The sequence below is a fragment of the Microbacterium sp. MAH-37 genome (assembly GCF_009758255.1).
Classification (GTDB): domain Bacteria; phylum Actinomycetota; class Actinomycetes; order Actinomycetales; family Microbacteriaceae; genus Microbacterium.
Genome location: NZ_WSEN01000004.1, coordinates 395,125 through 419,806, shown reverse-complemented (window position 1 = coordinate 419,806; position 24,682 = coordinate 395,125). Strand labels below are relative to the sequence as shown.

Genomic DNA, 24,682 nt, shown 5'->3' with positions numbered 1-24,682 from the left:
GTCAGCAGACGCCGGCGTCCTTCCAGGGGCTCTTCTTGCCCGTGCCGGGTTCGGTGCCCCTGGTTCGCCGCTGCGCGTCCCAGCGGTGGTCGTCCCAGATGACGGACGTCCCGGCTTCGTAGATGCCGGATGCCGTCCAGGCTGCGCCGTCGCCGGCCGCGCATTCGGCGGGAGCGCCCTGCTCCGCCCAAGGACCCTTGATCGACGCGCCTGGCACATCCTTGGCGCGAGCCGGCCGTTGTGCGACGTACACGGCACCGTCGTGGCTGACTGCGGTGCCCTTCGCATAGGAAGTGGTGGTCCACGCTGCCGGGAGCACCCGGAACAGGTACGGCGTGAGCGGCTGCAGCTCGACCGTCTCCGTTCCCACGGACGCCGTCGTGATGAGGTCCTGCGCGACGGTCAGCCTTCCTCCTGCATCGGCGACCTGGACGGTGACGGGGGCGTCTCCGTAGTTCACGACGTTCACCAGCCTCTGACCGTCGACCGTGACCGAACGCCATTCGACGTCGCTCACCGCTTCGCCCTCCTCACCCGTCAGCCGTACGCGATCCGGCATCACAGAGTCGAGCACCGGGCTGATCTGCTCGCGCAGTTCCGCCGCCGTCGCCGACGAACCCGGGATGTACGTCATGCGATCCAGCATCGCCCTACGGGCCTCCGCGGGATGGGGGCCGCCCTCCGGCGACACTTCGAGGGCGTGCGACCCGATCGCCACGGCGGACCCGCCGTTCCGGGTGAACGCGTCGACGGCGTCGAAGGTCCGCCTGTCGACTCTGCTCGTGGCAGGAACGACGAGCAGATCGTAGTCATCGAGTGCGCCTTCGGCGACCTGCGCCTCCGACACGTAGTCGACTTCGACGCCGCTCATCGAGAGCGCCTGATAGGCCCGAAGGGAGACGGCATTCGATTCCGGCGTCAGCACCGAGGATGCCAGGGAGTACAGGATCGCCACCCGTGAGTCGGCGTTCTGCAAGGCTGTCACCTCGCCCGCGAGCCTGTTGAGGTCCAGGTTCGTGTCGCCGATCGCCTCGACGACGTCCGGTCGATGCAGGATGCTGCCCTCTCGCGAGGACGAAGGGTCGTAGGTGCGCTCCCAGATCCACATGGTCGAGGCGGAGCGACCGTGCACAGCCGACTGCCAGAGCACGGAGCGGACGTGGTCGGCCTGCTCCGGACCGTAGTACTGATCACCGTCGGCGATCACGTGCTGTTCGGAGTTGAAGACGGGGCCTTCGGCGAACGACTGCTGCATGTCGTAGAACGAGAGCTCCTCGTAGAAGCCGCTCGCCCCCTCGTCGATGTAGTTCCAGTTGTCGTCGCCGATCATCGTTCCGAGCCGGGACATGCGCTCGACATCGATGCCCCAGGAGAGGCTGCCGACGGGGTCCGCCATCATCTTCGCGTGCGCAGCGACTCCAGGGGCCTCCTCCTCGATGATGTTCGCGATCCACTCGTGCCAGCTCGCGAACCTGTCGTTGTTGAACCGCACGTAGTCGTACGACCGCAGATCTGCGCTCACGCCGGTGGGCATGGGCACGTCCGCGATCCGAGCGTACGAGGAGTCGTAGGCATCGTTCAGCGCGGTCACGGTCGAGTACGTCTCGGTGAGGAAGGCGGTCCAATCCTCCACAGCGTTCGGATCCTTGTTCGCCTGATAGGTCGGTTCGTTGGAGATCGTCAGGCCGTGCAGGGCGGGCGAGTCCTTCACCGCACGGACGACCGTGCGGACGTAGTCCTCGATCAGCTGACGCGCGATCGGCTGGTCGATGGAGTACTTGATGCCACCGGTGTTCGTCGTCGCCAGCTCGGGCCACTTCTTGAGCGCCCAGTCGGGGAAGTAGTGCGGTGAGAGCAGCAGGTTCACCGCAATGTCATTCGCCGCGGCGTTCTCGAGCACGTCGAGGATGCCGCTCTGCAGCTTGGTCGTCGACAACCTCCATTCCGGATTGCTGCCCTCCACCGTCGCTCGCTCGAAGCCGGAGTTCTTCACGAGGTTCGTCGTGCTGCCCTCGGCGACCATGTTCAGATCGTCGACCCAGATCGTTCCGGTGTTCTCGCTCATCAGCGTGAACGTGTAGCTGGTCTCCGTCGCTCCCGTCGTGTAAGTCGTGGTGACCTCGGTCCAGTCGTAGGTGCCGTTCGGGAAGCGCGTCCGCTGCTTCCAGCCGGCGCCGCCGGGGAACCACGCAGCTCGCACGGCGTCGCCCTTCACCCAGGCGGTGAAGGTGTACGTCGTGTTCGGCTGGACGGCGACGGTCTGCGTCGCATTGATGTAGACGTTGGGCGCCGAGGGCGAGCGATTCTCGATGCGCAGTGCGGCGTCGCCCGAGCGCGAGACCTGCGCATCGCGTTCGACTGTCGCGTCGACCCCGCCGGAGCGGTTGACAGTGAACCCGTCGATCGCGGCGTTGGCGGGCACGACGACGTCCCGCGGGCCGGTCTCGATCTGAATGATGTTCGCGCCGAGGTCCTGAAAAGCAGGCACATCCGCGCGAACCTGCTCGAAATGGCCGTACCCCGTGAAGAACACGGGACCGTTCGCCGTTTCCCCGGTGCTCCTCACGACGGTGTCAGCATCGATGGAACGGCCGTCGACTGTGATGTCTCCGGTGCGGTAGCGAGGAGCGGCCGGCGCCGTCATGGTTCCGGCGAGATGCGCTTCCAGCTCGCTCTGCATCCGGTCCGCCATCTCGGTGAGCGTCGAGGCGACATAGGACGCGCGCGCGATACGGCCGTTGTCCAGGTCGGCGCGGCCGTACGCGACGAAGCGCTCGAGCACGCTGTACGTCACGCGCGTGTAGTCGGTCGCGATATGAGCGGCTTCGACGCTCTCCAGCAGTGACGCGAGGTCGGGCAGACGATCCTCGACCTCCTGGAGCTGGGCGATCACGTCGGCCTCGGCGGCCGCCACCTGGACGGCGATCCCGTCGGTGCGGATCTCATCGTCTGCCGTCCATTTCACGTCCACCCGTCTGCTGCCGGCGGCGTCGAAGACGACAGGGATCTCCGAGGTCAGCATCGTGCGTGCCGGAACGGTGATCTGCTGGGCGAGGTCGACGCCCCCGTTCCCGGCGGCCTTCAGCGTGATCGGCGCATCGCCGGCGTTGAACATGTGCAGTACTGCGACGCCGCGCTCGCCCTGGGTGAGCTCGGTCGGTCCCGTGATCCATGCGCTCCACTGCCGCTTCTCGGGGATCAGTTCGATCTCGCCGTGCAGCGCAGGTGTCTTCGCCTTACCGATTCCCGGCGTCCACTCGACCCATCCGCGCCGGCTCGACCCGTCGTTGTCGTTCACGAGGAAGGTGAACGGAAGCACGCCGTCACCTGGGCGCTCCGCAGCGACGGTTCCCCACGGAAGGGCGAGCTCGATCGTGGTGCGCGTGCCATCGGACGTTCCGGCGAGCTCGACGAGAGACTCGTCCGCCGTCGCCGTACCCGCGGTGCCGCGGACGAGCTGTGCCTTTCCGTCCACCACGGCCACCGTGTACTCCGGGCCGTAGGCCCCGGTCGGCGAGAACGCGAACTGCACCGAATCGCCACGCCACATGGAACCGCCCGTCTGGGCCGAGTGCGTGTCGTCGGTGATCTCGAAGGCCAGATAGAGCGCGCGCTCGTCGTACGCCGTGCGTGCGACGACGGAGAGATCGTCCGTCCCGGCCCATCCCTTGAGTTCGACCTGCGCATCCGATGCCGGTACGGCGGCGCTGGCCGCATCCGGCCAGTCGGAGATGTCTCCGTCGATCTCCGGCTGATCGCCGACGAAGAAGGCAGGCAGATACCCGGCATCTCCGAAGCTCTTCGCCGCGTCGTCCCACGGCATCGAGTTCTCCGTGGCGCCGGCCGGCGCCCCAGAGAACGTCGTCAAGACCAGGATCAGTGCCGCGCCGGAGGCGACGGCGGTGGGCAATCGTCTGACCATGTGAATTTCCTCCTCATCGAGTGATCACTGCTGTCGACGGCGGGGCCGTCGTGATGCCGGACGGACTCAGCCCATCCGGCGGGTGTCGAGGTCGACGCGGCGGATCTCGCCGTCGTGGACGACGACATCGTCGAGCGTGACGCGCAGCCGGTGCGATTCGAGCTCGATGTCGATCCGATGACCGCGGATGCGCAGGTCGGAGAGCACCGAGCGCTGCGGGACCGCTGACGGGCAGACGACCGTGGTTCCGTCAGGGCGCGGTTCCACGCCGAACAGACCGAAGACGATCGCCTCGACTCCGCTCAGACCCGCGATGACGTTGGCACGCTTGTGCTCGGGCACGACCGGCCTGTCGGCGTAGTGCTCCTGCGGGAAGTACGGCAGCTGCGCCCCCATCCACAGATGGCGCCGCAGCACGTCCCATGCCTTGTCGGGCTCGCCCTGCTCCCAGAGCGTGAGGGCCAGGATCGGGCCGTCTCCCGTGTACGCCCCGGCTCCGGACCAGTCCGGATCGTTGAGCTCGTAGTGCAGCTGATCCTCGGCGGACACGCTGCTCACGCCGTACTCGCCGAGGAACGCACCGTCGCGCACATGCTCCAACAGCCGCTCGCGCATCGCCGGAGTGCAGGCACCGAAGCGGAGCGCGTCGAAGTACTGGATCGAGTAGATGTACTCGTCATGTCCGTCGGGATAGACGGCACGGAACCAGCCTCGATCGTCATCCCACAGATGAGCGCGGATGCCGGCGCGGATGCTGTCTGCCTGCTGCGCCCATTCGACTACCGGGTACTCCTCCGCGAGCCCAAGCAGCTCGGCGAGTTCGACGAACCGGTCCAGGATCCAGGCGTGCTCCGCGTTCGGACTCGCGACGACGTGCTCATAGCCGGCGCCCCGCATCTCGAGCAGCTCGGGTTGGGGGCCGAAATCGCTCAGACCGTTCCAGTGCACGGCATCCGCCTGCTGGGCATCCAGCATCCGCCTCGCCGCCGCCAAGAGCTCGGCATCGGGTTCGGCGACAGACGCGGCCGCCCACACGAGGTTCACGAACGCCCACACGCTGTAGGCGTAGGGCACATCGTTGCCGGTGCCGTTCGGCGAGAATCGGGAGTGCTCGTCGATCCCGGACGAGACCATCAGGTGCAGCAGATCCTGTGTCCCCTGGGCGCCGAGCATCAAGGCGGCTGCGCGCGCCGCGTAACCGCCGATGTCCCACGGATAGCAGCAGATTCCGGCGCCCTCGATGCCGGAGACGGCGGGGAACGGCCGGATCGCGAACTGCGGGTTGTCCCACAGGCAGATGAGACCGCTGACGAGTGAGCGTCGATAGTAGGCCTCGAGTCCAGGGACGTCCGACGACAGTCGGGGCAGGGCCGCCGTGGCGGCTTCGACCCGTCGCTCCCACGTCTCCCTGGTTCGACCTGCGGCGGCACCCATGCCGTCGGCCGGCGGTACGGTGTCATCCTGGTCGAAGAGGACGACACCGAAACGCGCTGTGCACGAGGCCCCGTCCTCGAGCGAGCGCCTCTCCGCGCCATCGGTGAGAGAGACGAGTCGCAGCTGCGCGCTGCTCCATTCATGAGCACTCGTTCGCACCATCGGCTGCGCCTCGAAACGAGGCCATCCGTAGTCCCACTCGCCGAGCGGCACCGAGCCGACGGCGCCCGGGGCGACCTCGGACCCGAAGACGACGGGAACAGCGCGGCCGGACCGATTGGTCAGCTGCACCTCGAGGGCGAAGCCGTGCGCGTCGTGCAGCGGCACGAGTGTCGAGCGGATCCCGATGGAGATGAGCCGGCCGTCGACCAGGTGGTGGAAGGTACCGCGCCGCTCGAAGCGGTTCGGGTACCAGTCGTGGCCGGAGAGCAGAAGACCGACGTCGCCCTTCTGCAGCGACCCCTGGTCCAGGATCCGATGCCCGTCCACCTCGATCGCGACGTCCAGCGCGAGATCGGGCGCCGTGAACGGCGGGGTGTGCAGCCCGCGCACCCCGAGGACTCTGCGCTCCGCCGGCGCGACGGTCGCGAATCCGCTCCCCACCCAGATGTGGCTTGCCGGTGTGACGGCGCGGCGCAGATCGAACCCGAAATCATCGACACGGTACGGCGCCGTCGTCGCCGTGGGGGCATGCATCATCGAACTCCTCATCAGTGGAGTTCTCAACCTAAGGTCAGCGCTTGTCCTTTGTCAAAGCATCATCTCGGAAAACCAACAAGTGTGGGATCGCGCATGCGCTTGCCCCGCGCTCCCCGACACACTCACCGCCGGATGATCCTCTGCTCGATCGCCGCCGCCACCGCGCCGGCGCGGGTGTCGACGCCGAGCTTCGTGTAGATGTGCGAGAGGTGCGACTTCACCGTCGCCTCGGACACGAACAGCACTTTCGCGAGCTCGCGGTTGCCCAGGCCGTCGGCGAGCAGCTCGAGCACCTCGACCTCACGCTCCGTCATCCGCGGCTCCGGCGACGCGGCACGGCGCATCAGCACCGCCGCGACGGACGGCGCGAGCGCCGGCTGCCCGGCAGCCACGGCGCGGATGCCGGCGAACAACTGGTCCGGCGGGGAGTCCTTCAGCAGGTAGCCGCCCGCTCCGGCATCCAGCGCGCGCAGGATGTCGGACTCGCTGTCGTACGTCGTCAGCACGAGTACCGTCGGCGGCTCCGACAGCGCCCGCAGCCGGGCAGTGGCCTCGATGCCGCCGGGCCCCTCGCCCATACTGAGGTCCATCAGAACGACATCCGGATGCTCCGCCTGCACGACCTGGACGGCCTGGTCTGCACCGCCGGCCTCGCCGACAACGCGCAGGTCGTCCTGCGACTCGACCAGCGCGCGCAGCCCGGCGCGTACCACGGGATGGTCGTCCACCAGCACCAGACGCAGCGTCATCTCTCCCCCTCGCTCGCCGGGAACACAGCCGACAGTGTCGTGCCCTCCCCTGGCGCACTCTCGATCGTCACCGTGCCGCCCAGCGCGGCGATGCGCTCGGCGATCCCCAGGATGCCGCGGCCGCGCCCGGCGCTGCGGCGCTGCTGCGCGCGGGCGCGCAGGGCAGCGGGGCGGGCGTCGAAGCCCACGCCGTCGTCGCGGATGTCCAGGCGCAGTTCGTCCGGCTGCGCGGTCAGGCTCACCACCGTGCGAGTCGCCCGCGCGTGCTCGGCGACGTTCGCGAGCGCGCCGCGGACCGTGCGGATGATGGCGGATGCCACGGGCAGCGGCACGTCGCCGGCTTCGCCGTGGCTGCGGAACTCGACCGCGAGGCCGCGCTGCGCGGCATCCGTCACGACGCGCTCGACGGCGACCCGCAGCGACCCGGCGGTGCCGTCGAGTTCGGTCGGCGCGAGGTCGCGCACCACGCGACGCACCTCGTCGAGGGCGGAGCGGGCGGTGTCGGCCGCGGCACGCACCTGGTCGCGCGCGGCACCCGGGCGGCGCTCCCAGCCCTGTTCCGCGGCCTGCAGCAGCAGGTTGATGCTGGACAGGTCCTGTCCGACCGAGTCGTGGATCTCGCGCGACAGCCGAGCCCGCTCCGTGAGGGCACCCGCGCGGTGCTGGGCGGCCGACAGGTCGGCCTGGGTCGAGGTCAGCTCGTCGAGGAGCTGCTGTCGCGCGGTCGCCTCGCGATCCAGTGCCCGGTAGGCGACGATCGTGGCGAACGCGATGCCGATCGGACCGGCGACGATGGTCGGATCGAAGATGGCCGCGATGCGCAGCTCTGCGACGATCACGACGGCGGTCATGCCGCCGACCACCGCCGTCGCGGGCCAGAACGGCAGGATCTGCAGCACGGCGAACGCCAGCGGCACTGCGCACCAGGCGAACGAGGGGGCGATCAGCGTGAGCACCGCCCACAGCACGCACACCACCAGCGTCCATGCAGCGGGCCACGCGCCACGGCGCGGCACGAACCTCTGCAGCAGCGCGACGACCGCGAGCAGCACCGCGCCGGTGAGCACGATCGCACCCGACGGCCCCTGCTCCGCCTCGCCGATCACGTGCCGGAGCACGTAGCGCACGGCACTGACGACGATGAGCGCGATCAGCACCACCTGCAGCGCGGGTCCGAACCGGACCGGCGCGAGGATGCCGCGCACCCCGTCCTGATCGGTCGGAACGGGCGAGGTCATGGCGACAGCCTACGGATGCGGGGCCGCGGGCGGCATCATCCGTTCGGCTATGGATGTTTCATTCCATGCATCCGAATCTATTAGTTGACACCGTCCAAAAACGCTCGTTACCTTGAGCGGGCTTCGGAGCCTGCGGACCGCGCAATGACGCCCGGCCCTCGGCATCGGAGCCCGCTCGCCGACCAGGCGAGGGGTATTCGCTCACCCCAGAAGGAGCAGTGCATGCGATTCACCAGAACACTCGCGCTCGCCGCCACCGCGGCAGCCACGATCAGCCTCGGCGCGGGTATCCCCGCCGCCGTCGCGGCGCCGGTCGACGTCGACTCCGGTATCCCCAGCTACCAGGAGTTCTCCTCCTCGACCTACCGTGACGTCGACGGCGGCTACGTCGTCAACGGCGACGAGCTGATCTCGAACCAGGGCGAACTGCGCGCGTTCTACGACGACCTGGTCAGTCCGGAGACCCCGACCGACGGCCTCATCGTCAACACCGTGAACGGTGCCGACGACAAGTGGTCGCTCTCGCAGGTCGGCAACCTCACGTACTGCGTCAGCACGAAGTTCGGCGCGCGCCACGACGACATCGTCGCCGCGATGGCCAGCGGTGCCGCGCTGTGGGAGTCCGCATCGTCGAAGATCGACTTCGTCTACGTCAGCAGCGCCGACAGCAGCTGCACGACGCGCAACAAGTCGGTGCTGTTCTCGGTCGAGCCGGTGCAGACGTCGCAGTACATCGCGCGGGCGTTCTTCCCCAGTTCCCCCGACCGTCAGATGAACGTGCTCGTCGATGACTCGATCTGGAGCTCAGGCGCCTGGACTCCGACCAACATCCTCGGCCACGAGCTGGGTCACACCCTCGGCTTCCGACACGAGCACACCCGCCCCGAGTCGGGCACGTGCTTCGAGGACAACAACTGGCGTCCGCTGACCCCGTACGACTCGTCGTCGATCATGCACTACCCGCAGTGCAACGGCACCTCGGACGACCTGTCGATGACCAGCACGGACCGTGCCGGGGTGGTCGCGCTCTACGGCAACTGACCCTGACCCGGAGCCGGGCCCGGTCGCGTACGACCGGGCCCGGCTCTTCGCGCGCGGAGCGCGGGTGCTCAGGTCGCAGTTCCTGTCGCTCTGGCGACGGCGAAGCGACACCTTCTGCGACCTGGACGCGGCCGACGCCGCAGTTCCGACGACTTCTGCGACCCGAAGCACGCCGCGTGGTCAGGCGGATGCCCGGGCGATGAGCTCGGTGGTGAGGATGGTGTGGTGCGGAGCATCCTCGCCGGCGAGCACGTCGATCAGCACCGACGCCATCGCCTCCCCCTGCGCGAACATCGGCTGCCGCACGGTGGTCAGCGGCGGATCGAGCTCGACCGCCACCTGCGAATCGTCGAAGCCGACCAGCGCGACGTCGTCCGGTACGCGCAGGCCGGCGGCACGCAGCACGTCGTAGGCGCCCCTGGCCATCAGGTCGCTCGCGACGAAGATCCCGTCTGGCGGCTCCGGCAGGCGGAGCAGGCTCCGCGCCGCGGCGGCACCGGATGCCTCGGAGAAGTCCCCCGCCTCCTCCGCCACAGGTTCGAGCCCGGCATCCGACAGGGCGGCGCGGAAGCCCGCCAGTCGGTCGAAGGTCACGGGCATCGAAGGCGGGCCGGTGATGGTCGCGATCCGCCGGCATCCGCGGTCGATCAGCCGCTGGGTGCCCTGTCGTCCGCCGAGCACGTTGTCGACGTCGACCACGTAGTCCGTGTCGCGCTCGACGGCGCGGCGACCGCCGAACACGACCGGCACCGCCTCGGCGATGCGGTCGACGAACGTGTCGCTGGTGTGGTGCGAGACGATCATGGCGGCGTCCACACCGCCGTTGCGCACGAAGCTGGTCATCTTGTCGCCCGGGTCGTCACTCGCGATGAGCAGGTTCAGGATGTAGTCCGACTGCGTGATCCTGCTGTTGATGCCCGAGATCACGGCCGCGAAGAACGGGTCGCCGAAGAAGGTCGTGGTGTCCTCCGGCACGACCAGCGCGATCGCGTGCGTCTGCCGGCTCGCGAGCGTGCGTGCGGCGCGGTTGGGCACGTAGTTCAGCCGGCTGATCGCCTCCCGCACCGCCTCGAGCGCCTCCGGGCTCACAGCGGTCGAGCCGTTCACCACGCGTGACACCGTGGATCGCGAGACACCGGCCTCGGTGGCGACCTGTTCGATCGTCGGTCGTGCCATCCGGCGTCCTCTCCCTGTGACGCGCGGGCTCAGACGGCGCGCGCGGCGATGATCCGAGAGTACTCGCGACCGCTCTCCTTCACGGTGCGCTCCTGGGTGTCGTAGTCGACGCGCACGATGCCGAACCGCTTGTCGTAGCCCCACGCCCACTCGAAGTTGTCCATCAGAGACCAGTAGAAGTAGCCGCGCACGTCGACACCGTCCTCGACCGCGTCCAGCGTCGCAGCGGCGTGGTCGCGCAGGAACGCGGTGCGCTCGACATCCTTCACCTCGCCGCCCTCGACGACGTCGTCGTAGGCGGCGCCGTTCTCGGTGACGTACAGCGGCACGCCCGCGGCGTAGTCGTCGGCGACGCGCTTCAGCAGACGGGTGAGGCCCTCGGGCTGGACCTCCCAGTCCATGCCGGTGCGGGGCAGACCGCGCTCGACCCAGTGGATGCCGGCGTCGGCGGGGAACGGCGACTTCGTCTGACGCTGCTGCCCCTCGGTCTCGTGCGGCGTGCCCGCCGGGCCGTCCGGCTGCGGATGCCCCGACAGCAACTCGCCGTGGTAGTAGTTGATGCCCAGCGCGTCGATCGGCGCCGAGATGATGTCGAGGTCACCGTCGTGCACGGCGGCCTGCCAGCGCACGATCGCGTCGCCGTCCACGTCGCGGATGTCGCGGACGATGTCACTCGGGTACTCGCCCTCGAAGATCGGGTCGAGGAACCAGCGGTTGAACTGGCCGTCGATGCGTCGGGCCGCGTCGACGTCAGCCGGGTCGTCGACGTCGGCGGGGTCGGCGACGGTGAGGTTCAGGGTGATGCCGAGGGCGAGGTCTGCGTCGCGGGACCGCAGCTCCTGCACAGTGCGGCCGTGGGCCAGCAGCAGGTGGTGCGCGGCGAGCAGGCCGTCGCCGATGTCTGTGCGGCCGGGCGCGTGCACTCCGGCGGTGTAGGAGAGGAAGGACGCGCACCACGGCTCGTTGAGCGTGGCCCAGTTCTTCACCCGGTCGCCGAGCGCGTCGTGCATGGTGAGCGCGTACTCGACGAAGCGGTCCACGGTGTCGCGACTGGTCCAGCCGCCCTGCTCCTCGAGGGCCTGCGGCATGTCCCAGTGGTACAGCGTCAGCCAGGGCAGGATGTCGTTCTCGAGCAGCTCGTCGACGAGCCTGCTGTAGAAGTCGACGCCCTTCGCGTTGACGGCGCCGCCGTCGGGGCGCACCCGCGACCACGAGGTGGAGAAGCGGTAGGTCTGCAGGCCGAGGCTCTTCATAAGGGTGACGTCCTGCGGCATCCGGTGGTAGTGATCACAGGCGACGTCGCCGGACTCACCATTGATCACGGCGCCGGGCACGCGGGCGAAGGCGTCCCAGACCGAGGCGGTCCGGCCGTCTTCGAACGCGGCTCCCTCGATCTGGTAGGCCGCGGTCGCGGCGCCGAACAGGAAGCCGTCGGGAAACGTACGAGTCATGCTCCCATGATGCCATCATGGGAGCGCTCCCATCCAGTCGTCGCGGGATATCGGCGGACGGATCCCGCGGGCCGGAGCCTGCTGCCAGGAGACTCGCCGCCGGCGGCCCTGTGACCCCGCATCCTCGCCGGCCGCGTGGGGCGCGTAGCCTTGAGCGGTGACCTCCGACGCCCTGTCCCGTGCAGAATCCCTGATCCGCTCCGTTCCGGACTACCCGAAGCCAGGGATCCTGTTCCGCGACATCACGCCCCTGCTGGCGGATGCCGAGGCGCTGCGGGTGACCACCGAGGCGCTGGTCGCGCCGTTCGAGGGCGAGTTCGACGTCGTCGCCGGCATCGAGGCGCGCGGGTTCATCCTCGCCGCGGCGGCCGCCATCACCGCGGAGGTCGGGATGCTGCCGATCCGCAAGGCCGGGAAGCTGCCGCGACCTGCGGCATCCGTCGACTACGACCTCGAGTACGGCACGGCGACCGTGGAGATGCACGAGGACCTGCCCGCCGGGTCGCGCGTGCTGCTCATCGACGACGTGCTCGCCACCGGCGGCACGCTCGAGGCCGGCCGCACGATCGTCGACCGGCTCGGGTATCGGCTGGCCGGCATCTCGGTGCTGTTCGAGATCGACGGCCTCGGTGGCCGGGACCGCATCGGCGACCTGCACACCGTCTTCCGGTCCTGACCTTCCCCTCCGCGGAATGTCGCAAGTGGTCGCATCCGCGGGTCGGATGCGGCACACAGCGACACTCCTCAGGGGCGCGTCGCGAGGCGCACCGCAGCGGCGGTGTGCGCGAGCTGGTTCATCGCGACGAGCACCCGGTTCTGCGCTGCCGCCGCGACCAGCAGGTTGCGTGCCATGACGTCGAGCGTGCCCTCCGGGTGGATGGCGCCGAGATCCGCCTCGGCGATGGGATCGAGCATCCGCGCGTACTGCTCGAGCACCTCGAGGCGGTACGGATACCCGACCCGCGCCGACGCTGCGAGCGCGTTCGCGAGAACGCCCGCGGCCAGGCTGTCGAACCGGATCCAGCCGACCCGGTCGTGCAGTTCACCGATGAGCTCCGCGTACTCGTCGTGCGCCTCGCCGACCGCGAGACCGGTCGCGATCACCTGACAGGCCTCCATGACGTCGAGCGGCACGACGTCGGTCCGGTCGATCAGCGCAGTCAGATCCCGGATGCCGGCGATGGGCATGTCGAACTCGGCGCGCAGCGTCTGGATGAGCGCGACCCGGTCGAGGTGCCGCTGCCCGTAGACGGCGGTGGTCTGGTTTCGCAGCTCGCCGGCCGGCAGTACACCCTCCCGCATCCAGAACTTCAGGGTCGCCGTGGTCGCGCCCGTGGTGCGGGCGAATTCGCTGAGCTTCACGGCGGGCCTCCGATTGGATCGTGGATCGAGCGCTGACTATCCAGGATGCGAGAGTTGGATAGTGCTTCTATCTTATGAGGCATGGACATCCAGAGCATCCTCATCGCGGTGCACGCGATCGCCGCATCCTTCGTCATCCTGATCGGCCCGGTGCAGTTCCTGCGCCGCCGCAAGGACGCCAGGCACCGCCTTCTCGGGCGCGTGTTCGGAATCATGATGTACTTCGTCTGCCTGTCGGGCATGTTCATCTACACGCTGGACGGCGGCTTCACGCTCTTCCACTTCCTGGCGATCTTCACCTTCACCACCACCACGATCGGCATCATCGCGATCCGTCGCCGGAACGTGCGGCTGCACCGCGGCATGATGATCGGCTCCTGGGCCGGCACCGTCACCGCGGGCGCCTTCGCGGCACTGATCCCGGGGCGGCGCATCCCGACCCTCGCCGTCGACGACCCCGCGCTGCTGTGGGGCATCGTCGCCGCCGTGCTCGTCGCCGCCACCGCACTGATCCTCATCGCCCTGCTCGCCCCGAGACGGGCGGGAACGGCTCCGAAGGGCGAGCCGGCTCGCGCGGCGGAGGGCGTGCCGCGCTGATCCTGCCGGACCCCGCGAACGGGCGCACTCTCGGCGACGTCAGTCCCGCGCCGGCGGCTTCGCCAGGTCCTCCGGCGCGTCGCCGCGCGCGATCGCCGCGCGGATCGACACCGCCGCGTGGGCCAGGCTGCTCACCGCGACCAGCTGGCGGGCGCGGGCGTTGATCGCGGTCAGCATCCGCCGGGCGATCTGGTCCGCAGAACCGGTGGGGCCTAGGGCCGTGACGTTGTGCGCAGCGAGCGGCTCCAGAGCGTCGGCATATGCCATGAGATCGTCCACGTCGTAGTCGAGCCCCACCTTCGAGGCCGTCGACAGGGCGTGCACGAGACCCTGCTCCGCCGCTCCGGGATATCCCCGCCAGTCCCGGCGACGCATCAGTTCGTACGTGCGCTCGCGGTAGGGAGCGAGCGCGGGGTCGGCAGCGCTGCCGGGCGGCGTGCCGAGCGCGAACGCCTGACAGGCGTTCATGACCTCGAGAGTGCTCGTCCCCCCGTCGATCAGCGAGGTGAGCGCGCGGATCTGCTCGACGGATGCCCGATACTCGTCACGCATCAGCAGGATCAGCAGCGCCCGATCCACGTGCCGCTCGTCGTACACCGCCGTCGTCTTGTTCCGCAGCCGCCCCGACGGCAGTATCCCGACGCGGATCCAGTGCTTCAGCGTCGACGATGACACCCCGCTCCGGTCCACGAGTTCGCTGAGTTTCATGCTTCCCCCTGCAGTGTTGGAGAGCGCGAGCCCCTCCTGCTCTCCACGGTGCGAACACCTGCCGAAGACTCTAGCCTCGAGCAAGGGGACCATTCCGCGCCGGATCCCTCAGGCAGCGGAAGGAAGAGCGTGGGGTCGCTCATCCTGTCCGGGCGGAAGCACATCGGGGGGTGCGGCATCCGCCCGGACAGGCCCCTCTGCCGGGCGCGTCGAGCGCTCCGGCCGGACGTTAGACTTGTGGCATCCCCGCCCGCGACCTTCGGAGCCTGCTATGCCCACCATCGTCGTCGACGTCATGCCCAAGGCCGAACTGCTCGACCCGCAGGGGAAAGCCGTGTCCGGCGCGTTCTCCCGCCTCGGGATCGAAGGCTTCGAGGGCGTCCGCATCGGCAAGCGCTTCGAGCTCGCCGTCGAGGGCGAGGTCACCGACGAGCTCCTCGCCGAGGCCAAGCGCGTCGCCGACGAGGTGCTCTCCAACTCCGTGATCGAGGACGTCGTGGGCATCGAGGTCGTCGAATGACCGCGCGTATCGGGGTCATCACCTTCCCCGGTTCGCTCGACGACCGCGACGCGCAGCGCGCGATCCGCATCGCCGGCGCCGAGCCCGTCGCTCTCTGGCACGGCTCGCACGATCTCGAGGGCGTGGACGCCCTCGTGCTGCCCGGCGGCTTCAGCTACGGCGACTACCTGCGCTCGGGCGCGGTCGCCGCGCTCTCGCCGATCATGACCGAGGTCAAGGATGCCGCGGCATCCGGCATGCCCGTCCTGGGCATCTGCAACGGCTTCCAGATGCTGGTCGAGGCGCACCTGCTGCCCGGCGGCCTGATCCGCAACGACAACCAGCACTTCGTCCGCCGCGACCAGAAGCTCACGGTCGAGAACTCCTCGACGGCGTGGACCTCGGCGTTCGAGCAGGGCCAGGAGATCGTCATCCCGCTGAAGAACGGCGAGGGCGGCTACATCGCCAACGAGGACACGCTCGACCGGCTCGAGGGCGAGGGCCTCGTCGCCTTCCGCTACGCCGGCGTGAACCCGAACGGGTCGCTGCGCGACATCGCCGGCATCACCAACCCGGCGGGCAACGTCGTGGGCCTCATGCCACACCCCGAGCACGCCACCGAGCCGGGCTTCGGCCCCGATACGGCTGCGGCCATGCGCTCCGGCGTCGACGGCCTGGGCTTCTTCCAGTCGGCCATCGAGGCCGTCGCCCGCGTCGCGGCCTGACCTTCAGCTCGTCGCCGACTTCCGGCACGCATGCACGGCCCGGGACGGATGCACGACCCCTGCCCCGCCCAGACCGTGCAGGCGTTTCCGCGATCGTGCAGACGTGCCCTGATGGGCCGACCGAGGCGCAGAATGTACGCATGACCGCCGCTGATCCGCACCTGCTGGGCCCGGGTCTGCTTCCGACGCCGTTCAGCGCCGACCAGATCGCCGCCTCCAGCCGCGCGGGCAAACAGATCAGGATGCGGGTCGAGCAGCCAGACGGCACGACGTTCGAGCGCTTCAGCCGGTTCCGCGACGGGGACGACGAGGGCGCGACCCTGGAGCAGTGGCGGGCGGATGCCCCCGACCAGGTGTCGTCCCGCCGGGTCACCTGGCGGGAGCTGCAGGCGCACGCCGCTTTCCCCGTGGACAGCACCGTCGCCTCGGTCGAGACCGTGGATCTGCCGCTCGGGCGCCTGGAGTGCCTGCGCTACGACACGGCTGCGGCGGACGAGCCGCCGGCGACCTTCTGGTTCTCCCCCGGGCATCCGGGCATGCCGGTGCGGTACGAGGTCAGGACGGATGTCGGCACGACGCGGACCACGGTCGAGGAGATCCGCGCGCCCTGAGATGCCGGATCGACGCCGGCTCAGATGCCGGCGGGCGGCCAGGCCCCGATGATCAGCGCCATCACGACCACGGTGATCAGCTCGTGTGCGATGTTCAGCGTGGTCAGCTTCGTCGAGCGACCCTCGAAGGCATCGTGCGTGATGAAGCGGGCCGCGGTGAACCCGGCCCAGAGCACGATCGCAGTCGCGATGGCGGCCCACAGGAACGACCCCTCGTAGAAATGCCATGAGATGGATGCCGCACCGGCGAGCACCCACGCGGTGATGAAGCTGACGATGACGGTCGTGATCATCGGCCAGAGCGGCCCGCGCGACGGCTGATCGAGGTTCACACCCGCGAGCTTCGCCCAGCGGTCGCCCATCACGGGCCGCGCGTACCAGATCGCGCCCACCACCATGCTCGACACCGTCGCCAGCAGCACCGCCCAATAGTTGATCTCGGGAACCATGAGAGCCTCCTCGCTCGTGCGGCCAGGATACTGCTCGGCATCCTCCTCTTGATATGCAAGGCTTTGCTTGCCTATTATTGTCGCGTGTCCGATCTGTTCCACGCTCTCGACGACCCGACCAGGAGACTCATCCTGGACGCGCTGTCCGAGCGCGACGGGCAGACGCTCTTCGAGATCTGCTCCACCCTCGCGATGCGGCACGGCGTGACGTCCAGCCGCCAGGCCGTGTCGCAACATCTCGCTGTGCTCGAGGCGGCAGAGCTCATCTCGACAGAACGGCGCGGCCGTTCGAAGTTCCACTACTTCCACCCCGAGCCCATCGCCCGGATCGCCGAGCGGTGGCCGATCACAAGGAGCACAACCCCGTGAGGATCGAACTGACCAGCATCTTCGTGAACGACCAGCGCAAGGCGCTCGCGTTCTACACCGACGTGCTCGGCTTCGAGAAGCACCACGACATCCCGATCGGCGAGGCCGCCTGGCTGACCGTCACCTCGCCCGAGGGCGGCGCCGAACTGCTGCTCGAGCCCTCCGACCACCCGGCCGTGAAGCCCTACCGCGACGCGCTCGTCGAGGACGGCATCCCGCTCGCGCAGTTCGCCGTCGACGACCTCGCTGCCGAGCACGAGCGCCTCACCGGCCTCGGCGTGGACTTCACGCAGCAGCCCACCGACATCGGCACCGCGCTCGTCGCCGTCTTCGACGACACCTGCGGCAACCTCATCCAGCTGGTCCAGATGAAGTGACCTCCGGACGAGGCGCACGAAGCGTGGCGGCCTGACGTCAGGCGATGCCGCCGCCGTCCACCACGAGGGCGGAGCCGGTGACGTACGACGACTCGTCGCTCGCCAGCCACACCACGGCGGCGGCGATCTCGCTGGGCTGGCCCATGCGGTTCAGCGGGCGCTCGGCGGCCTCGGCGAGGAATCCGGCCTGATCCTGACCCAGCTGCCTGGCCTCATCGCGCAGCATCCCGGTGTCGACGTCGCCCGGGTTCACCGAGTTCACCCGGATGCCCTGCGGGCCGTGGTCGATCGCGAGCGCGCGGGTCATGTTGACGACCGCGCCCTTCGAGGCGCAGTACGAGATGGCCTGGCCGCCGCCCTTGAGGCCCCAGCCCGAGCCGGTGTTGACGATCGAGCCGCCACCGTTCGCCGCCATGATCGGCACGACGTGCTTGCACATCAGGAAGATCGCGCGCACGTTCACCCCGAACACGCGGTCCCATTCCTCGACGGTGGTCTCGACGGCGGTGGTGCGGCGGATGATGCCGGCGTTGTTGAACACGACGTCGATGCCCCCGAACTCGTCGACGACGGAGGCCACGACGCGCTCGATGTCGGCCTCGCTGGACACGTCGGCGGCGAGCGCGATCGCGGTGCCGCCGGCCGCGCGGATCTCCTCGGCGATGGCCTCTGCGGCATCCGCGTTCAGGTCGACGACGGCGACGGACGCTCCCTCGGCGGCGAAGGCGAGCGAGGTGGCGCGGCCGATGCCGCCGGCACCGCCGGTGACGATGGCCTTCTTGTTCTGCAGACGCATGATTTCCTTTCAGACGTTTCCGGAGACGGGCGTTCCCTCTGCTCCGGTCGCGATGGTTGCGGGTGTCCGGGCGCCCGCACCCGCAACGGTTGAGACCGGAGCGGGAGAGGCGTCAGGGTCGGGAAGGTCGTAGAGCCGCTCGGGGGCGACGACGGGGTAGAACGCGGTGGTGGACGCGCCGGTCACGATGCCGACGTGGCCTGCCAGGCGCGCGTCGAGGTCGGCGTCGCCGGTGTCGACGATGAGCGGGTGCCCACCGAGGTCGATGAGCTTCTGCTCGGGCGCGACCACGAGCAGCGGGTCGTCGCCGAGCGCCCGGATGACACGGGCGGAGAGCTGCTGGTTGCCCCGGCCGAGCAGGAAGCCCTGCCCGCCGATCACGGTGACGACGGCCTTCGCAGGTCCCTGAGCGACCTCGTCGAGCAGCTGCTGCTCGGATGCCGCCGCGACCAGCAGCTCGCCGTCGCGGATCACGTCGACGCCGAGCGCGGTCGAGCGGATGCCGAGAACGCGGGCCACCTCGGCCGTCGTGCCCCCTGGCCCGAGCAGGTAACGGACACCGGGCTCGAGTCGGGCGACGATGCCGCGCGCCGCGGCGGCTACCGCGGCCTGCTCGCTCGCCGGTGTCGCGGCCTTGCGCGCCTGGGTGCGGCCAGGCACGATGGGAACGGGCAGCGTGCCGAACAGGGTCGGGCTGACCCGCACCCGCCGCAGCTGTTCCTCGTCGATGTCGAGAACCTCACGCCCGGTCACGGGCAGTCCGCCGCGGCTCAGCCACTCGGATGCCACGGAGCCGGCGGCCCGCGGGCTCACCGCGAACACAGGCGAGTACATCTTCACACCCGCGGGGATGCCCAGCACCGCCGGCATCCGCTCGGCCGCCCCTTTCACCTGGCGGACCGATTCGCGGCTGGCGGCGGACACGCCAACGGATCGTCCGCCATCCGCAGATTCGTCCGCCATCTGCAAGGTGGAGGCCGGGTTCAGCCCGTCGACCACGTCCCGCATGGTGCCGTCGCCGCCGACCGCGAGGATCAGTTCGCACCCCGCGGCGGCGAGAGCCGCGACGGCGGCCGCCGTGTCCGCAGCATCCGTGCCGTTCGGGTCGCAGTTCGCGCCGCTCTCAACGCCGTGATGCGGGACGGACTGCGACCTGAGCGGGGGTGAGTACACGACCCACGGCACCAGGCCGGCGGCGCGCACGGCGTCGGCGCCCATCACGCCGAATGCCGTGGCGATCACCGCGCCCGGATGCCGGGAGGCGACGACCTCGAGCGCCGTCAACGCGCGCAGGCCGGCGCGCGGGGCGGAACCCCGTTCGCGCGCCGAGTGCTGCACGTCCGCGCCGTCGGAGCCGGCGAGGCCCGCGGGCCCGCCGATTCCGGCGACGGGGTTGACGACGAGACCGATCACGCGCCTACGGCCTCCGAGACGGATGCCGCGAAGTCGGCCGGGATCTCGCCGAAGTACTTCCGGCGGTAGGCGCGCCAGGTGATGGCCCAGCGCTCCGGGTCGTCGAGGTCGTCGTGGTGGGTGTGGTGCACCGTCTGGTTGTGGGGGGCGGTGCGCACGATCTCGGGGGTCTCGCGCGCCTCGCGGGCGACCTCGGCCAACGCTGCGACGTACTCGTCGATCTCGGTCTTGGAGTAGCACTCGGTCGGCTCGAGCGTGAACGGCTGCGGCACCACGTAGGGGTGGTGGCTGGTCCAGTAGTGGAAGCCGTAGTCGGCCATACGGATGCCGATCTCCTCCGACGAGATGCCGGTCTGCTCGTACAGCTCCTGCCACGAGTAGCGGACCTGCTCGATGCGGCGGCGACCGGTCGCGTACGGCGCCGAGGCACCGGGGATCTCGAGCACCCGCTTCAGCAGGTAGTTGTTGTTCAGCACGGCGATCTGCGAGGCGGCGAGCATGCCCTCCGCGCCCAGCGCCATGATCCAGGCGTACGCCCGCACGACGTGCAGGATGACGCCGTGCGCCGGAGCGACGTGCCCGATCGACAGGGCGCCGGGCTCCCGCACCACGAAGCCCTCGTCGGTCTTCTCCACGCGCGGGCCGGGGAGGAACGGTGCGAGGTCCGCACTGACGGCGTTCGCTGCCGCGCCCGGTCCGCCGCTGCCGTGCGGTGCGGAGAAGGTCTTGTGCAGGTTGAACTGGCACACGTCGAAGCCCGCGTCCCTGGCACGGGAGATGCCGAGGATGCCGGCGGCGTTGGCCTGGTCGTAGGAGGCGAGCGCACCGACCGCATGGGCGGCGTCCACCCACTCCTTGATGGCCGGGTTGTAGATGCCGGTGTCCTCGGGGTTGGTCACCATGATCGCCGCGGTGCGGTCGGACAGCGCCGCCTTGAGGGCTGCGAGATCGGGATAGCCGTCGGCGTCGGGATAGATCGTGATCACCTTGTAGCCGGCGACCTTCGCCGCCGCCGCGTTGGACGGGTGGCTGAAGATCGTCGTGATGACCTCGTCGCGCTGCTCGCCCTCGCCACGGGACTCGTGGTAGGCGCGGATCATCGCGATGTTCGTCCAGATGCCCGCCGATCCTCCGGGCGACGCCAGCGACACGGCATCCATTCCGGAGATCTCGGCCATCAGCTGCTCGAGCCGCCAGATCATCTCCAGCGCACCCTGCGTGTCGGCCGGGTCCTGCGCGGGGTGCAGCGCGCGCAGCTGCGGCACCTCGATGAGCTGGTCGTTGATCTTCGGGGAGTACTTGATCGTGCAGGTGCCCTGACCGATGTCGACGTTCAGGTCGGAGCCCAGATTCTCCTGAGAAAGCCGCAGATAGTGCTTGAGCACGCGCATCTGCGCGATCTCGGGCAGCGCGGGCGGCGTCGGGCGCCGCATCCCCTCGGGCAGGGCGGCGACGACGTCGCCGACGGCCTCGCGCACGGCGGGCTCGACCGGCGAGATCGCGATGCCGCGTTCACCCGGGGTGGACAGCTCGAAGATGATGGGCTCGTCCCAGCTGGCCTGGTGGAACCGTCGCGGGCTGGTCTTGGGGGCGATGGGCAGGCTCACTTCGACGCCTCCTCGGTGTCGATGGCGGCCGCGATCGCGGTCGCCAGGCGGTCGATGTCGGATGCCGGGGTGGCGTCGGTGACGCACACGAGCAGCGTGCGCTCGTCGACGACGACCCCTGGCGCGATGCCCTCGGCGCGGAGCGCGTCGACGAGGGCGGGCGCCGAGGGAACCGTGATGGTGAACTCGCGCAGGTGCAGTGCGTCGTCTCCCAGGGTCACCCCGGGAATCGCGGCGAGCGCGAGCTGCGCATAACGGGTGCGTGCCAGCAGCAGCTCACCGAGCTCGGCCATGCCGGCGGGGCCCATGAGAGCGAGGTGCACGCCGGCGGCGATCCCCCACAGCGCGGCGGCGGTGCCGACCCATTCCTTGCCCTCTTCGCGGTGCGCGAAGGAGGTGCGGTCGTAGGCGACATCGCCGAAGCCGTACTCCCCCGGCACGTCGGTGGACGCGAGTCCGAACAGGCGTGACGGCATCTCCATCACGAACCTCGGGTCGTCGTGCACGGCGATGAAACCCGCGTGCGCGCCGCCGAACCACTGGTGCAGGCCGAGCGACTGGATGTCGCCGGTGACGATGTCGGCACCCTGCAGGGCGGGCGGGGTGAGCACGCCGTAGCCGATCGGGTCGGTGCCGACGACGACCACCGCTCCCACCGCGTGCGCGGCGTCGGCGATCTGCTGCAGCCGGGTCTCCACCGCGCCCGTGAAGCCGGGGGTCTCCACCCAGACCGCGGCGACATCATCACCAAGGCGGGAGCGCAGGGTCTCGACATCGGCGATCCCCCCGCTCGTGCCCAGCCAGTCGATCGTCAGATACGACCGGGTGTAGTCGTGCACCTTCGACGCCTTCTCGGGCAGGACCTCGCTGACCGCGATCACGCGGCTCCGGCCGGTCATCCGGGCGGCCATCGCCAGTCCGGTCGCAGTCGCCTGGTAGCCGTCGTAGGTGGGCACGTTCACGACGTCCATCGCCAGCAGCTCCGCCATCAGCGACTGGTACTCGAACAGGGCCTGGAACCGTCCGTGGTCCTCGTAGGGCTCGCCGGCGTACGCGGTGAGGAACTCGCTGCGCCGGATGACCTCGTCGACGACTGCGGGGACGTAGTGGTTGTAGGTGCCGGCGCCGAGGAAGCTCAGCCGCTCGTCGGTGCTGCGGTTCTGCGCGAGGATGCCGCGCACGTGACGGGCCAGATCCTGCTCGGCCGGCAGAGGTGCGGGCACGTCGAGGGGGCGCCGCAGGCGCAGCGACTCCGGCACGTCGGCGTAGAAGTCCTCGATGGACTCGGCTCCGACGGCCGCGAGCATCGCCGCTCGCGTCTCGGGTGCCGTGTTGGGGATGTACGGATGCACGAAGGCAGTCGTCATGCTTGCTCCTTCACGGATGCGGTTGCGGTCAAGAGTTCGGGGAACGGGATCTCGTCGGCGTGCGGCGCGGACAGCACCGCGACGCCGTAGGGGCCCAGGTCGACACGGCCGTCGTGGGCCGCGCCGGTGAGCAGGTCCGTGCCGTGCGCGTTCCACGCGATCGGCTCGGCACCGTGGTTCAGCAGGAACGTGTAGTCGGTGCGCCCGTCGGTGCGGGTGACCGCCTCGGCGTTCACGTCGACGTCGGCGCGGACCGGCAGTCCGGCCGTGCCGAGCACGTCACGGAAGACGGTCAGCAGGCCCTCGGGCTGGAACATCGCGCTGACGTACCAGGCGGTGCCGTCGCCGACGCGGCGCCGGGTGATCGCCGGCAGCCCGTCGAGCATGCCGCCGGCGTAGCATCCGCGGGTCTCGGTGCCTTCGTGCGCCTCGAGCCATTCGCTCCAGTGCGGCACGACCAGGTCCTGGTCGCCGTATCGGATGCTGCTGACGAGACCGTCCGAGATCGGCCACTGCTCGTCGACCTCGACGCCGAGCAGGTCGCGCAGCGGGCCGGGTGCGCCACCGTCGTGCACCTTCTCGGTCGCGTCCACCACGCCGGAGAACGGGCCGACCACGAGGTGGCCGCCGCGCTCGACGAAGGCGCGCAGCGCGTCGGCCTGCGGCTGCTCGAGGATGTAGAGGTTCGGCGCGATGACCACGTCGTACTTCTCGAACGGTCCGGTGGCGCGCACCGCATCGACCGGCTGGCCGAGCGAGTACATGCCCCGGTGCCACGCCCGGGCCTGCTGTGCCCACTGCAGCCGCTGCGAGGGCAGCGACTCGATCTGGGTCGAGCCCCACCAGGAGTCGTGGTCGATCACCAGGGCGACGCGGGAGCGCACCCGGGTGCCGCGCACCGGCTCGAGCTTGCGCAGTTCGAGGCCGAGCGCCTTGGTCTCCTGGTAGCTGCGCGAGCGCTCGCCGCGATGTCCGAGCATCGACGAGTGGAACTTCTCCTGGCCGTACTTGGCCTGGCGCCACTGGAAGAACATGACGGAGTCCGAACCGTGCGCGACGGTCTGCAGGCTCTCGACGCGGATCTTGCCCGGCGCCTTGGGCACGTTGATGTCGCGCCAGCTGGTGGCGCTGGCCGACGACTCCAGCAGCAGCCACGGCCGGCCGCCCTTGAGCGAGCGCATGTAGCCGTAGTTCAGCGCCGCCCCGACGTGCGCGGTGGGGTCGGCCGGCTCGGGGTAGGCGTCGTCGGTGACGATGTCCTCGGCGGCAGCGAAGTCCCAGTAGTTCAGGTCGCGCAGCATGCTCATGAAGTTGGTGGTCACGGCGATGTCGGGGGTGACCTCGCGGAGCACGTCGATCTCGAGCTGGAAGAGCTCCAGCATCGCGTCGGACGAGAACCGCTCGAAGTCGAGCAGCTTGGTGGGATTGATCGGACCCGGAGCCTTCTTCGGCGTCTCGATGTGGTCCCACGACGTGTAGCGCTGGCCCCAGACGTTCACTCCCCACGCCTCGTTCAGCCCGTCGAGGTCGCCGTAGCGGTTCTGCAGCCAGCGGCGGAAGTGGCGGGCGGACTCATCGCACCAGCACCGCGAGATGTGATCGCCGTACTCGTTGGAGATGTGCCACATCGCGAGGCCGGGGTGCTCGCCGTAGCGCTCGGCCATCGCACGGGTCATCCGCGCGACGTTCTCGCGCCAGATCGGCGAGGACGGGCAGTAGGTCTGCCGCGAGCCGAATTCGAGGCGGTGGCCTTCCGAGTCGGAGGGCCCCATCTCGGGGTGCGCGCGCAGCAGCCAGGACGGCGGTGTCGCGGTGGCGGTGGCCAGGTCGATGCGGATGCCGGCCTCGTGCAGCAGGTCGAGGATGCGGTCCAACCAGCCCCAGTCGTAGACGCCGGGCTCGGGCTCGAGCTGCGGCCAGCTGAAGATGGGCAGGCTCACCATGGTGACCCCCGCCTCCTTCATGAGCCGGATGTCCTCGAACCAGGTCTCCTCGGACCACTGGTCGGGGTTGTAGTCGCCGCCGAAGGCGAGGGAATCGATCCGGACCTCCCGGATGCGCTCGTCGTCGCGCTGCTGGGTCACAGAGGGCT

22 protein-coding genes are annotated in these 24,682 nt (G+C 69.6%); 8 read left to right on the top strand and 14 right to left on the bottom strand.

Annotated elements, in window-relative coordinates:
• Position 1: 1 nt before the first annotated feature.
• The 4 genes from GON06_RS05385 to GON06_RS05370 all read right to left on the bottom strand — a co-directional run bounded on the left by GON06_RS05385 (position 2) and on the right by GON06_RS05370 (position 8,042).
• Complete coding sequence (locus GON06_RS05385; protein ID WP_157311256.1) at positions 2 to 3,922, bottom strand: beta-galactosidase; 3,921 nt, start codon at positions 3,920 to 3,922, stop codon at positions 2 to 4.
• A gap of 66 nt (positions 3,923 to 3,988) precedes the next feature.
• Positions 3,989 to 6,052 (bottom strand): MGH1-like glycoside hydrolase domain-containing protein, encoded by a 2,064-nt coding sequence (locus GON06_RS05380; RefSeq protein ID WP_157311255.1) that lies wholly within the window; start codon positions 6,050 to 6,052, stop codon positions 3,989 to 3,991.
• Between the two features lie 125 nt (positions 6,053 to 6,177).
• Positions 6,178 to 6,804, bottom strand: a complete 627-nt coding sequence (locus tag GON06_RS05375; RefSeq protein ID WP_157311254.1) for a response regulator — start codon at positions 6,802 to 6,804, stop codon at positions 6,178 to 6,180.
• Entirely contained in the window at positions 6,801 to 8,042 is a 1,242-nt protein-coding gene (locus GON06_RS05370; RefSeq protein ID WP_157311253.1) for a sensor histidine kinase, read from the bottom strand. Before GON06_RS05370 ends, GON06_RS05375 begins: the two co-directional genes overlap by 4 nt.
• Positions 8,043 to 8,264: 222 nt before the next feature.
• Here GON06_RS05370 and GON06_RS05365 point away from each other — a divergent pair, with 222 nt between their 5' ends.
• Entirely contained in the window at positions 8,265 to 9,083 is an 819-nt protein-coding gene (locus GON06_RS05365; RefSeq protein ID WP_157311252.1) for a M57 family metalloprotease, read from the top strand.
• 180 nt (positions 9,084 to 9,263) lie between these two features.
• Here the strand turns inward: GON06_RS05365 and GON06_RS05360 are convergent, their stop codons facing one another.
• Both GON06_RS05360 and GON06_RS05355 read right to left on the bottom strand, forming a co-directional pair.
• Positions 9,264 to 10,259 (bottom strand): LacI family DNA-binding transcriptional regulator, encoded by a 996-nt coding sequence (locus GON06_RS05360; RefSeq protein WP_157311251.1) that lies wholly within the window; start codon positions 10,257 to 10,259, stop codon positions 9,264 to 9,266.
• A gap of 29 nt (positions 10,260 to 10,288) precedes the next feature.
• The gene (locus GON06_RS05355; RefSeq protein ID WP_157311250.1) at positions 10,289 to 11,710 is read right to left on the bottom strand and encodes a glycoside hydrolase family 1 protein; all 1,422 of its coding nucleotides are present in this window, start codon (positions 11,708 to 11,710) and stop codon (positions 10,289 to 10,291) included.
• A gap of 157 nt (positions 11,711 to 11,867) precedes the next feature.
• On the opposite strand from GON06_RS05355, the gene GON06_RS05350 reads away from it, so the two are divergent.
• The gene (locus tag GON06_RS05350; protein ID WP_332837176.1) at positions 11,868 to 12,386 is read left to right on the top strand and encodes an adenine phosphoribosyltransferase; all 519 of its coding nucleotides are present in this window, start codon (positions 11,868 to 11,870) and stop codon (positions 12,384 to 12,386) included.
• Positions 12,387 to 12,454: 68 nt separating this feature from the next.
• On the opposite strand, the gene GON06_RS05345 is transcribed toward GON06_RS05350, so the two are convergent.
• On the bottom strand, positions 12,455 to 13,072 hold the full coding sequence (locus GON06_RS05345) for a MerR family transcriptional regulator (protein ID WP_157311249.1): 618 nt from the start codon (positions 13,070 to 13,072) through the stop codon (positions 12,455 to 12,457).
• An 81-nt stretch (positions 13,073 to 13,153) separates the two neighbouring features.
• Between GON06_RS05345 and GON06_RS05340 the strand changes: the two genes are divergently transcribed.
• Positions 13,154 to 13,669: a DUF2306 domain-containing protein gene (locus GON06_RS05340; protein ID WP_157311248.1), complete on the top strand. Its 516-nt coding sequence runs from the start codon at positions 13,154 to 13,156 to the stop codon at positions 13,667 to 13,669.
• 39 nt (positions 13,670 to 13,708) lie between these two features.
• Here the strand turns inward: GON06_RS05340 and GON06_RS05335 are convergent, their stop codons facing one another.
• Positions 13,709 to 14,377 carry a MerR family transcriptional regulator gene (locus GON06_RS05335; RefSeq protein WP_157311247.1) on the bottom strand — a complete coding sequence of 223 codons (669 nt, stop codon included), beginning with the start codon at positions 14,375 to 14,377 and terminating at the stop codon, positions 13,709 to 13,711.
• Between the two features lie 271 nt (positions 14,378 to 14,648).
• Here GON06_RS05335 and purS point away from each other — a divergent pair, with 271 nt between their 5' ends.
• The 3 genes from purS (at position 14,649) to GON06_RS05320 (ending at position 16,212) form a co-directional block, all read left to right on the top strand.
• Positions 14,649 to 14,897, top strand: a complete 249-nt coding sequence (gene purS, locus GON06_RS05330) for a phosphoribosylformylglycinamidine synthase subunit PurS (RefSeq protein WP_157311246.1) — start codon at positions 14,649 to 14,651, stop codon at positions 14,895 to 14,897.
• The gene (gene purQ / locus GON06_RS05325) at positions 14,894 to 15,601 is read left to right on the top strand and encodes a phosphoribosylformylglycinamidine synthase subunit PurQ (RefSeq protein ID WP_157311245.1); all 708 of its coding nucleotides are present in this window, start codon (positions 14,894 to 14,896) and stop codon (positions 15,599 to 15,601) included. The genes purS and purQ overlap by 4 nt, the downstream gene beginning before the upstream one ends.
• A gap of 140 nt (positions 15,602 to 15,741) precedes the next feature.
• Positions 15,742 to 16,212: a hypothetical protein gene (locus GON06_RS05320; protein WP_157311244.1), complete on the top strand. Its 471-nt coding sequence runs from the start codon at positions 15,742 to 15,744 to the stop codon at positions 16,210 to 16,212.
• A gap of 20 nt (positions 16,213 to 16,232) precedes the next feature.
• Here the strand turns inward: GON06_RS05320 and GON06_RS05315 are convergent, their stop codons facing one another.
• Entirely contained in the window at positions 16,233 to 16,661 is a 429-nt protein-coding gene (locus GON06_RS05315) for a DUF1761 domain-containing protein (RefSeq protein ID WP_157311243.1), read from the bottom strand.
• An 84-nt stretch (positions 16,662 to 16,745) separates the two neighbouring features.
• Here GON06_RS05315 and GON06_RS18680 point away from each other — a divergent pair, with 84 nt between their 5' ends.
• Complete coding sequence (locus GON06_RS18680) at positions 16,746 to 17,030, top strand: ArsR/SmtB family transcription factor (protein ID WP_332837175.1); 285 nt, start codon at positions 16,746 to 16,748, stop codon at positions 17,028 to 17,030.
• Positions 17,027 to 17,407, top strand: a complete 381-nt coding sequence (locus GON06_RS18675) for a VOC family protein (RefSeq protein ID WP_332837174.1) — start codon at positions 17,027 to 17,029, stop codon at positions 17,405 to 17,407. Before GON06_RS18680 ends, GON06_RS18675 begins: the two co-directional genes overlap by 4 nt.
• A 37-nt stretch (positions 17,408 to 17,444) precedes the next feature.
• On the opposite strand, the gene GON06_RS05300 is transcribed toward GON06_RS18675, so the two are convergent.
• From GON06_RS05300 to GON06_RS05280, 5 genes are read right to left on the bottom strand one after another with little or no spacing between them, the layout of a single operon-like run.
• Entirely contained in the window at positions 17,445 to 18,203 is a 759-nt protein-coding gene (locus tag GON06_RS05300) for an SDR family NAD(P)-dependent oxidoreductase (protein ID WP_157311242.1), read from the bottom strand.
• A gap of 9 nt (positions 18,204 to 18,212) precedes the next feature.
• Positions 18,213 to 19,616 carry an ATP-NAD kinase family protein gene (locus tag GON06_RS19050; RefSeq protein WP_157311241.1) on the bottom strand — a complete coding sequence of 468 codons (1,404 nt, stop codon included), beginning with the start codon at positions 19,614 to 19,616 and terminating at the stop codon, positions 18,213 to 18,215.
• The gene (gene gcvPB, locus GON06_RS05290; RefSeq protein WP_332837173.1) at positions 19,613 to 21,223 is read right to left on the bottom strand and encodes an aminomethyl-transferring glycine dehydrogenase subunit GcvPB; all 1,611 of its coding nucleotides are present in this window, start codon (positions 21,221 to 21,223) and stop codon (positions 19,613 to 19,615) included. Before gcvPB ends, GON06_RS19050 begins: the two co-directional genes overlap by 4 nt.
• Positions 21,220 to 22,590: an aminomethyl-transferring glycine dehydrogenase subunit GcvPA gene (gene gcvPA / locus GON06_RS05285; RefSeq protein ID WP_157311240.1), complete on the bottom strand. Its 1,371-nt coding sequence runs from the start codon at positions 22,588 to 22,590 to the stop codon at positions 21,220 to 21,222. Before gcvPA ends, gcvPB begins: the two co-directional genes overlap by 4 nt.
• Positions 22,587 to 24,674 (bottom strand): beta-galactosidase, encoded by a 2,088-nt coding sequence (locus GON06_RS05280; protein WP_332837172.1) that lies wholly within the window; start codon positions 24,672 to 24,674, stop codon positions 22,587 to 22,589. The genes gcvPA and GON06_RS05280 overlap by 4 nt, the downstream gene beginning before the upstream one ends.
• Between the last annotated feature and the right edge of the window lie 8 nt (positions 24,675 to 24,682).